The organism is Microbacterium sp. Cr-K20 (assembly GCF_000708325.1).
In the GTDB taxonomy this organism is placed as follows: domain Bacteria; phylum Actinomycetota; class Actinomycetes; order Actinomycetales; family Microbacteriaceae; genus Microbacterium.
Genome location: NZ_JARE01000082.1, coordinates 172836 through 183288, shown reverse-complemented (window position 1 = coordinate 183288; position 10453 = coordinate 172836). Strand labels below are relative to the sequence as shown.

Genomic DNA, 10453 nt, shown 5'->3' with positions numbered 1-10453 from the left:
GCGCTGCTGCCGTTCGCACCGAAGGTCAACGGGGTCATCAAGGCCGTCGCCGCGTCACCGGACGGCAGCCGCATCTACATCGGCGGCTCCTTCAACTCCGTCAACGGCAAAGACCGCTGGAACATCGCCGCCCTCGACCCCACGACGGGCGAACTGGTGCCGGGCTTCATCCCGTCGATCGGCGGATCGGGCGTCTACGCGCTGACGACCTCCGGGACGAGCGTGTACGCCGGTGGGCTGTTCACCCAGGCCAACGGCACGGCCAGGAAGAACCTCACCGCGTTCAACGCGCCCGATGGCAAGCTGCTGCCCTGGGCACCACAGACCGACCTTCAGGTCGACGCCCTCGTCATGGACCCCGCCGGGGCGAACACGATCATCGGCGGACGCTTCTCGCAGATCAGCGGCAACAGCGCACTGCGTGGCATCGGCGCGGTCGACAAGACCACCGGCACGGTGGACACTGCGTGGCAGGTACCCAACACGGTGAAGAACGGGACGACCGCGCGGTCCGCAGGTCAAGCCGGTATCTTCGGCCTCACGACCGATACCACCGGCGTCTACGGCACCGGCTGGGCCTACGATGTGGGCGAGACGGTCAACCTGGAAGGCGCGTTCGCCGCCGAGGCCGGCACAGGCAAGATCCGCTGGGTCGCCGACTGCCTCGGGGACCACTACGGCGTCTACTCCACGGGCAAGGTGGTCTACACCACGAGCCACACCCACGCCTGCGGGACTGTCGGCCTGCACCCGGAGCAGCCGAAGACCACGCACCGCTACTCCGAAGCCTTCACGGCCGACGCGCGCGGAACACTCGGACACCAGCCTGCGGCTCCCAAGTACAAGGACTGGGCGGGCACGCCCGCTCCCTCGGCCTACGCGTGGTCGCCGGACTGGGCCGTCGGCGTGACCTCGGGACTGGGTCAGGCGGGCCTGTCGATCACCGGAACCGGGAACATGATCTCCATCGGCGGCGAGTTCCGTTCCGTCAACAACGGCCAGTTCGAGGGCATCGTCCGCTTCTCGACCACGCCTCCCGGCGGAGCGAAGGACAAGCCGCGCCTCTCCGGCGACGACTGGGTACCGACAGCCGTTCGCACGGGTCAGAATCAAGTCGGTGTCACCATCCCGGCGAACTGGGACCGCGATGACCTGAAGCTGACGTACGAGCTCTACCGGTCCGGAACCGCGACGCCGGTCGCCACCGCCACGGCCGAGGCGACGTGGTGGAAGCGTCCTGTCGTCGGCCTGGTCGACACGTCGGCGCCGGCAGAAGCGACAGTCCAGTACACGGTCGTTGCGAAGGACGCGAGCGGAAACACGGCCTCGAGCCGGGCCACGACCCCCACCTCGAACCCGACCGGCCAGCTCTCGATCGTCTCGAAGACCAGCGGCAAGGCGGTCGGCGTGAACAACTACAGCAATCCGCAGTCTGTGCAGCAGCCCACCACGGGGAACGCCCTGCAGAAGTGGACCGTCATCCCGAAGACCGACGGGCGCTTCCAGCTGAAGAACGCCTCAACGGGCGGATGCCTCGCCGTGTCCGGCCCGAGTAATGACGATGGCGCCAACGTGGTCCAGTGGGATTGCGGCAACGGTGACAACTTCTTCTGGACCCAGAAGGATACCGGCGGGGGTTACAGCCAGCTCATCGCCAGCAACTCCAGCAAGTGCCTCACGCTCAAAGACGGCAACGTCGCCGACGGCGCGACCTTCGAACAGCGCGACTGCGGTACCGCAGCGGCCGCCAACAACCAGTTCCTGCTCGGAACTCCCGGGCAGACGGTCATCTCGAAGACCAGCGGCAAGGCGATCGGCGTCGCCAACAACAGCGCCGACCAGTCCGTGCAGCAGCCCGTCACGGGCAACGCGCTGCAGAAATGGACGGTCATCCGCAAGGCCGACGGGCGAATCCAGCTGAAGAACGCGTCCTCCGGTGGGTGCCTGGCAGTGTCCCTCTCGAAGACGAACAAGGTGATCCAGTACACCTGCGGCAACACCGGCAACTTCTTCTGGACCCAGAAGGATGTCGGCGGGGGCTTCAGCCAGCTCATCGCCAACCACTCCGGTCTGTGCCTCACACTCACCAACGGCAACCTCGCCGACGGTGCGATCTTCGAGCAAGCCGCCTGCGGAACATCGAACAACAACCAGTTCCTGCTCGGCACCCCGGGGCAGACGATCGTCTCGAAGGCCAGCGGCAAGGCGGTCGGTCTCACCAACAACAGCACCGACCAAACCGTGCAGCAGCCCGTCACGGGCACTGCGCTGCAGAAATGGACGGTCATCCCGAAAGCCGACGGACGGATCCAGCTCAAGAACGCCTCCTCGGGTGCATGCCTGGCCGTCTCCCTCTCGAAGACGAACAAGGTCATCCAGTACACCTGCGGTGACACCGGCAACTTCCTCTGGACCGTGAAGGACACCGCCGGCGGATTTGCCCAGCTCATCGCCAGCCACTCGGGCATGTGTCTCACACTCACCAACGGCAACCTCGCCGACGGTGCGATCTTCGAGCAGGCCGCCTGCGGGACCACACCGTCGAACAACAACCAGTTCGCCCTCCGCGCCGGATAGCCGAACGCGACTGCGTCGGCCTCGGGGACTCCCTCGAGGCCGACGCTGCTGTGCTGGGAGGTTACGCGGATAGGATGTTCACCGCTTCCCGTGCCGATTCGAGGACCCTCGTCTGCCGCCGCATGGGACGAGCGGCGAGGAGGTGGAGCGTGACGCACGCTTCGACACGCCCCGTCGCCGACGCGCACCGCGCATCCCTCCCGAACGAGGCAGCGGCCGCGCTGCTCCGCTCGAACCGTCGTCGCCGCAGCATCCGCCGGTGGGTCGCGATCGGAACCATCCCGCTCACCCTCGCGGCGCTGCTCTTCGTGGGCAAGCTGCTGAGCATGTACGCGTTCGCTCACCAGGCGATCACCGCCTACGTGGTCGACGACTTCGCAGGCTCCGAAGCCTCGGCGCGCGGACAGGACTTCCTCAACTGGTTCGAACAGTACAAGGCGCCGTTCAATATCGGCACCGCCCTCGGCGCGGCCGAGCAGCTGCCCGAGGCCAGGGCCGAGCTCGAAGAGGCACTCGACCTCGCCACCGGACTGGAGGTGTGCGGGGTGCGGATCAACCTCGCGCTCGTCGTCGAGCGGATGGGCGACGCCGCGCGTGCCGACGGCGACGGTGCCGCCGCCGCCGAGTTCTACGGCGAGGCGCTGACCATCACGGTCGAAACGCCGGAGGAATGCCACAGCGACGAGGCGCAGCAGCAGTCCTCCGACCCGCAGCGCGACATGTCCGACACCCTCGACGGCACCGAGGATCGGCTCAAGCAGAAGCAGCAGGAGCAACAGCAGGATCCGCAGGAACCCGAGCAGCAGCCCGGTGAAGAAGAGCAGCCTTCCGAGGGCAAGCTCGACGAGCTCGAGGGCAAGCTCGAGCAGGGCACGCAGGAGCGGGATCAACAGCAGGGCGACGAGCCCGGCGGCACGGGAACGGACAAGCCGTGGTGAGCGATCACGAGCAGCAACGAGCGCGCTATCTCGCCGGCGCCGAAGGGGCTCCTCCCGTCCCTCCGCCCGGCGGTTATCACGGTGCGCGACGCCAGGCTTCGCCCCCCGCCCGTGAATCCGCCGTCGCCCCGACCCCGATCTCCCCGGAACCGAAGCAGCCGGCGAACGCCCTCGGGTGGATCGCCCTCACCGTCGCCGTCCTGTTCGCGCTGACCCTGCTCGGCACGCTGGTCGCCGGCGGCACCGACGTGCTCTACGGCGTCACGATGCTCACGGCGCAACTCGTGGTCGTCGGCACGGTCGTCGCCGCCCTGTTCTCACCGCGGGCACGGAAGCTGGGGGCGATCGCGCTGATCGTGACCGTCCTGTTCAACGTCGCGACCGTCGGCGGCATGAGCGCGCTGCAGACCTCGGCCGCAGGCAGCTACCAGGGCGCCAAGTCCGCCGATCAGAAGCACGCCGAGGCGTACCCCGGCATCAAAGGCACCGATCCGCAGGAGACGCTCGGGCAGCAGTCCCTGGAGGAGGTGCGCGCGCAGTCCGAAGAGCTCTTCGCCGACATCCGGACTCGGCTCACCCAGGAGTTCGGATACACCTGGGTCCCCGTCGGCGACGAGGACCTGCGCCCCGAACGCAACGGCTACGGCGGCGAATCGATGCTCGTCGAGTACACCTCCGCGGCGTGGGCGACCGAGCAGCCCGTGCAGGGCTACGCGCGCAAGCAAGCGGTGATGGCCGCGATCAACGACGAGGTCGTGCGGCACGGCCTGTGGGAGCTCTACTCCTTCAACGACCCGACCGGGTCGGGCATCGACCCGTCGATGATCGCGAAGCTCTACGGCAGCGATGATCCCCGCACGCAGCACACGTGGGAGTACTACACCGAGAACTACCCCGATCCGATGCGCTTCTACGCCAACATCTACGACCTGTCGAACGACCGGGACGGCGGCTTCCTCGCCGCGCGCGAAGCCCAGACGGCCCGCACCGGGGAACCACTCGAAGGTCTGCAGCTCGTCGTGATCGCCAGCGGTGTGCTCGGCGAGGACGACCGCGACGAGTTCGAGACGAAGCTGCAGGAGTACCCCGGCTTCGAGTGACCGTGCTTCGGTGCAGCGCGGAACCCGAACCGAGAAAACGGCATGGCGCTCTGACCTGATCACATGGAGGAAGCTGTACATTGCGCAGATCGAAGAGACAATCAGTCCTGGCGGCCACAGGATTCATCGTGCTGTCGGGCATCGTCCTGACCTCGTGCGCTGGAGGCGCCCAGCGGTCCGATCCGACAGCGATCGTGAGCGAGTACCTCGCCGCGATCTCCGAAGGAGATGCCACCACGGCGACTGCCCTCGACGATAGAGCCGTCGTCGCTCAGCATGAGGGCACGACGACCGAAGAAGCCGGCGACTTCGAGTCGCTCCGCACCGATGCCGTCCTGCAGGCGGCGGACAGCCGCATCACGGACATCTCGGTGGAGCCGGAAGCACGCGCGGTGGAGGGGGACGACGACACGCGCCGCGTGCTCTTCCGCTACGAGTTGGCCGGGCGACCGCACGAGTCGTCGCTGGACGTGCGCTGGGACGACAAGTCAGCCGAGTGGATGCTCACGCAGTCCCTGACGCTCTCGCTGTTCGTCGACGCGGTGCAGAGCAAGGTCTCCTTCGAGCCGGCGCCGTTCCGCATCCCCGGCATCGCCGACACCGTGTCCTCCGATGCGGGGACCGCCCCGTCGCTGTACCTCGTCTACCCGGGCGAGTACACGATCACGGCCGCCTTCCCCGAAGACCGGTTGACTCCCGGGACGAGCAACACCCAGAGCGTCGTCGCAGACATCCCCGGTGACGCGCAGGTGCAGTTCGACGTCGTGAAGTTGCCCTCGCGCTGATACCTCGTCACGCGCGGCACACTCCGACGCCGCGAACGCCCCACCCGTGCAGGATGAGCCGCGCACCGCGCCCGTCGCACCGCGTGCCACACTCAGGCATGCCCTCGAAGGAGGCCCCATGGACGCGCTCCTCTCCGCGAACCTGATCTGGACGATCCTGGCCCTCGCAGCCCTCGCCATCAATGTGATCGCACTGATCTACATCCCCCGCGACCGCAAGCCCACGGCCGCGATGGCCTGGCTGCTGCTCGTGTTCCTCGTGCCTTTCGTCGGTATGGGCCTCTACCTGCTGATCGGCAACTTCCGACTGCCGAAGAAGCGCCGCGACGAGCAGCAGCGCATCACGGCGATGATCGCAGCGGAGGCCGTCGACCATCCCGACGCACAGGCTCCACGGTGGCTCCAGCGCGTGGCTCAGCAGAATCACGCCCTCACGGGACTGCCGGTGGTCGGTGATTCGTCGGCGGAGCTGATCGACGACTACCAGGGGTCGATCGATGCCATGGCCGCCGCGATCGACACGGCCGAGCGGTACGTGCACGTCGAGTTCTACATCGCCGCGTCGGACGCCACGACCCGCGGATTCTTCACGGCGATGGAGAAGGCCGTCGCCCGCGGCGTCTCCGTGCGTCTGCTGGCCGACTACATCGCCTCCCGCAAGATCCCGAAGTCCGAGGAGACGTTCGCCGAGCTCGACCGGATCGGCGTGTCCTGGTCGTGGATGCTGCCGGTGCGGCCGTTCAAGGGTCAGTACCAGCGACCCGACCTGCGCAACCACCGCAAACTCGTCGTCGTGGACGGGAGGGTCGGGTTCGTCGGCTCGCAGAACCTCATCTCGCGCGACTACAACGCGGAGAAGAACATCAAGCGCGGACTGATGTGGCAGGAGCTGATCGCGCGGGTCGAGGGTCCGGTCGTCGCCCAGGTCGACGCCGTCTTCCTCTCCGACTGGCTGATCGAGACCGGCGAGGATCTGTCCACCGTCGAGCGGGTTCCGGCTTCCGCCGTGCCGCGACCCGCGGGCGGCGACCTGCACTGCCAGATGGTGCCGAGCGGTCCGGCGTACGGCACCGAGAACAATCTGCGGATGTTCCTCTCCCTCATCCACGGCGCCACCGAGAGGGTCATCCTCACCAGCCCGTACTTCGTGCCCGACGAGGCCATGATCTACGCGATCACCACGGCCTGCCAGCGTGGACTCGATGTGCAGTTGTTCGTCTCCGAGCTCGGCGACCAGGGGATGGTCTATCACGCGCAGCGCTCCTACTACGAGACACTGCTGCGCGCGGGCGTGCGGATCTTCCTCTACCCGCCGCCGTACATCCTGCACGCGAAGCACTTCTCCATCGACGACGACATCGCCGTGATCGGCTCGAGCAACATGGACATCCGCTCGTTCAGCCTGAACTCGGAGATGTCACTGCTCGTGCGCGGAGAGTCCTTCGTGGCGCAGATGCGCGAGGTCGAGCAGAAGTACCGCACCGCGGGGCGTGAGCTGACCCTCGACGAGTGGCTGCGCGAGCCCGCGAAGTCGACCTTCCTCGACGGGGTGTTCCGGCTGACGTCGGCACTGAACTGAGTCGCCCGCTCAGGACCCGAGCGTCAGCAGCAACCGGGCGAGCACATACCGGGCGTGCCCTCGAGAGGTACGCGGGTCGTAGCCCAGGCCCTCGACGAGCGCCGTCAACCGCTCCTGCACGCTGGAGTGATGTCGGCCCAGGCGGAGGGCTGCGGCGCGCACGCTCTGCTCCTCGGCGACGGCGTCGAGAAGCTCGCGACTGCGGTCGTCGAGGGCGGCGAGCGCGGCGGCATCCGGATGGAGCGGACCCTGCTCGGCGGCCTCCGCGACGAGCAGCAGGGCTCCGAGTTCGGCGACATCGACGACCGGTTCTGCGGGACTGGTCAATCGGACGGCGACCAACGCGGAGGACCACGACCGCGGAAGGTACTCCCCCGGCCCCGCGGTTCCGAGACCGAGGCGCAGCCCCTCGCCGTCGGGCCAGGCGCTCACGGCTTCCGTCTCGGCATCCAGGATCGTCGCGCGGGTCAGGCCGTGCCGGGTGGCGACCACAGCCGACGGATGCTGCGGCAGGGGCGCAGGATCAGGCGGTGAGGCGACCAGGCGCAGCGTGCTCGCGCCGAGCCGGAGCCGGGGCAGGGCGGCAGCGCGCTCGTCGGCTCCCGCGTACGAGCTGATCGCGAGTTCGACCGCGCTCTCCGGTCCCACCGAGCGGCGCGCGCGGATGATGCCGAGGGCGAGACTCAGCCGCTCCAAGATCATCGTGTCGTTCGTGTGCGCGGGCCCCTCCCGCTCGATCCACGCGACCGCTCCCGGCCCGCTCTCCCGCACCGGCCAGGCATGCGACGGTTCGATCGGGTCGATGCGCACGCCGTCGGCCCGCACGCGCACGATCTGCCGTCCGTCACGCTGCCCCACCGTCGCGCCGCTGAGCACCGCGGCACCGCGCAGCATGCTCTCCACGCCGACGGATCGGGCGACGAGGGCATCGAAGTAGGTGACGACCTTGAGCGTCTCGCTGGCATCCGGGTCGAGGGCGGTGAGCCGCCCCAGCAGATCTTGCATGTCGGGCTCCATCGCGCACGGGGATTCCACCCTACGGGGTCGGTTCGGCCCCGCAGGGTGGGATCGGACTCAGGAGAGCAAGCGGTTCACCCAGTTGTCCCGCGCGGCGAGCATGGCCTGCGCGACGGCGGTGTGGGGGGCGAACATGTCGAAGCCGTGGAAGCCGCCGGCCCACACGTGCAGCTCGGCCTGGACCCCGGCCTCCCAGAGCTTCGTGGCGTAGGCGACATCCTCGTCGCGGAACACCTCGGCACTGCCGCAGTCGATGAACGCGGGCGGCAGATCGCTGAGGTCGGTGGCCCTGGCCGGGGCGGCGTAGATCGAGACGTCGTCGGTGCCCTTGCGGTCGCCCAGGAGGGCCGTCCATCCCGTGACGTTCGACCCACGGTCCCAGATGCCGATGCCGTCGATCTGGTGGGTCGAGACCGACTCGTCGCGGTCATCGAGCATCGGGTAGATGAGCAGCTGCCCGATCAGCTCCGGGCCTCGCCGGTCACGGGCCAGCAGAGCGGTGCCGGCAGCCAGACCGCCGCCCGCGCTCCCGCCGCCGATCATGAGGCGTGACAGGTCGATGCCGAGCTCCCCCGCGTTCTCGGCCGCCCACAGCAGCGCGGCGTAGCAGTCCTCCACCGGGTACGGATCGGGGAACTCGGGGGCGAGCCGGTACTCGACCGTGACGATCACGCCGTTGAAGCGCTCGGCCCAGTCGAGGAAGCCGACGACACCGAGCCAGCGGTTGCCGATGATCATCCCGCCGCCATGGGTGTGGAAGAAGCCGGGACCCGTGCCGGTGCGGCCTTCCTTCTCGATCACGGAGACCACGATCTCGTCACCCCCGTGGCCGGGGATCGACACGTCGCGAAAGGTGAACCCGCGCTCGGCGAGCGCAGCGAAGATCTCATCCTCGCCGCCGACCGGTGACTGGCGCAGGAACGGGATCATCTCCGGCGTGAGCGTGGACGGCAGTTGGTCGCCCACGAGGGCGAGGGCGGCTTCGAGTTCGGGATCGAAGGGCGGGCGTGCCAGGGTCGTGTCAGTCATCAGAACTCCTTTGTCCTCGGCCGCCATCGCGGCGGCTTCCCGCCAGCCTCGTGCACGCCGCATCCGAGGGTAACCCGCCAGCCACGGCGGATCCGACGCCTCCCGTCCGCCGGGTGGCGGGGTCGCGGTTCCGCCGGTGGCGGACTCCCTTGAAGGGGCGTGTCGCCCCGGATAGCCTGGCGCCAGAGGGAAGGAATGCGCATGATCCGAGAACTCGATGAACAGCAGTCCTACGACCTGTTGAGCACCACCACGATCGGACGCATCGGCTTCGTCCATGACGGGCGGGTGCAGATCCACCCGGTGAACTTCGCGGTGTCGGGGCAGGAGCTGCTTCTGAGGACGTCGCCCGATGGCCTCCTGGCCGACCTGACGCAGGCGCCCGTCGAGGTCTCGTTCGAGGTGGACTATCACGATCCGATCGGGAGCACGGCGTGGAGCGTCCTGCTGCACGGCAGCCTCTCCCGAGCGGCCGAAGAAGTGGCGGCCGACATCACCGCTCGCGTGCACCCCTGGGCGGGTGAGGATCGCAGTCTCCCTCTTGTCCTGCACATCGACAGCATCTCCGGTCGCAGCGTACGCCGAGAGCCGGCACACCCGAAGATCTGAGACGCAGCGGCGGGGTCTGCCGTCGCGCGCGCTCTCACGCCAACGCCAGCCCCGCGGCGAGCGCGAAGCCCAGCACGGTCGCGAGCCCGGTCGATTCCTTCGCCTTGGACTGCGCTTCGGGGATCATCGAGTCGACGAGCATCACCAGCAGCGCTCCGGCCGCGAAGCCGCTCGATGCGGATCGGAAGGCGTCGCCCGTCACGCTCGCCAATGCGAAGCCCGCGACGGTCGCCGCCGCACAGATCACGGCCACCCCCGCCCAGAGCAGCAGCACTCGAGACTTCGCCATGCCGCCCTCGAGCAGGTCGGCGGCCGACCCGATCGACTCGGGCAGGTTCGACACGAGGATGGCCACGACGAGCGCGATGCTCACCGGCTCTCCCGATGCCAGGCCGATGCCGAGCACGAGCTGCTCGGGAATCCCGTCGAGCAGGGCACCGACCGCGAGCTGGCCTCCACCCGCCTGCGACTTGGTCTTCGCGGCACGGGCATCGAGGATGCGATCGGCGATGTAGTAGCTGATGGCGCCGGCCGCGACGCCGACCACCAGCGGGACGGGACCGGCGAGGTCGAGCCCTTCTTCCCAGAGCTCGAACGCGATCGAGGCCATGAGGGCACCGGCGCCGAACCCGAGGACGATGCCGAGCCACCGCGGCGGCCATTTCCGGAGCAGGGCGAGCACCGCGCCGATGAACAGCGGCGCGGCCGCCACCACACCCCACAGGACTGCTTCGCCCATGTCGCACCTCCGTGCGGCCCACTCTCCCACCTCCTTCCGCGTCTCCCTGGCTCGACCCACCAGGGGAGAAGGCGGTGAAT

The 10453-nt window shown here is 68.4% G+C and carries 9 protein-coding genes; 6 read left to right on the top strand and 3 right to left on the bottom strand.

From position 1 onward, the window contains the following. From GZ67_RS20305 to cls, 5 genes are all read left to right on the top strand, one after another. A partial coding sequence (locus GZ67_RS20305) for an RICIN domain-containing protein (protein WP_197024994.1) occupies positions 1-2577 on the top strand: 2577 nt, incomplete at its 5' end. 149 nt (positions 2578-2726) lie between these two features. Further along, positions 2727-3515 (top strand): hypothetical protein, encoded by a 789-nt coding sequence (locus tag GZ67_RS0119455; RefSeq protein ID WP_029264111.1) that lies wholly within the window; start codon positions 2727-2729, stop codon positions 3513-3515. After that, positions 3512-4615, top strand: a complete 1104-nt coding sequence (locus GZ67_RS0119450; RefSeq protein WP_231481885.1) for a hypothetical protein — start codon at positions 3512-3514, stop codon at positions 4613-4615. Before GZ67_RS0119455 ends, GZ67_RS0119450 begins: the two co-directional genes overlap by 4 nt. 128 nt (positions 4616-4743) lie before the next feature. Continuing rightward, positions 4744-5400, top strand: coding sequence for a hypothetical protein (locus GZ67_RS0119445; protein WP_029264113.1), 657 nt, complete (start codon positions 4744-4746; stop codon positions 5398-5400). 118 nt (positions 5401-5518) lie between these two features. After that, positions 5519-6979: a cardiolipin synthase gene (gene cls, locus GZ67_RS0119440; RefSeq protein WP_029264114.1), complete on the top strand. Its 1461-nt coding sequence runs from the start codon at positions 5519-5521 to the stop codon at positions 6977-6979. A gap of 9 nt (positions 6980-6988) precedes the next feature. Here the strand turns inward: cls and GZ67_RS0119435 are convergent, their stop codons facing one another. After that, positions 6989-7984, bottom strand: a complete 996-nt coding sequence (locus GZ67_RS0119435) for a hypothetical protein (protein WP_231481884.1) — start codon at positions 7982-7984, stop codon at positions 6989-6991. A 69-nt stretch (positions 7985-8053) separates the two neighbouring features. Further along, entirely contained in the window at positions 8054-9025 is a 972-nt protein-coding gene (locus GZ67_RS0119430) for an alpha/beta hydrolase (RefSeq protein WP_029264116.1), read from the bottom strand. Positions 9026-9226: 201 nt separating this feature from the next. On the opposite strand from GZ67_RS0119430, the gene GZ67_RS0119425 reads away from it, so the two are divergent. Beyond that, positions 9227-9634 carry a pyridoxamine 5'-phosphate oxidase family protein gene (locus GZ67_RS0119425; RefSeq protein ID WP_029264117.1) on the top strand — a complete coding sequence of 136 codons (408 nt, stop codon included), beginning with the start codon at positions 9227-9229 and terminating at the stop codon, positions 9632-9634. Between the two features lie 34 nt (positions 9635-9668). Here the strand turns inward: GZ67_RS0119425 and GZ67_RS0119420 are convergent, their stop codons facing one another. Further along, positions 9669-10373, bottom strand: a complete 705-nt coding sequence (locus tag GZ67_RS0119420) for a ZIP family metal transporter (protein ID WP_029264118.1) — start codon at positions 10371-10373, stop codon at positions 9669-9671. Positions 10374-10453 lie beyond the last annotated feature (80 nt).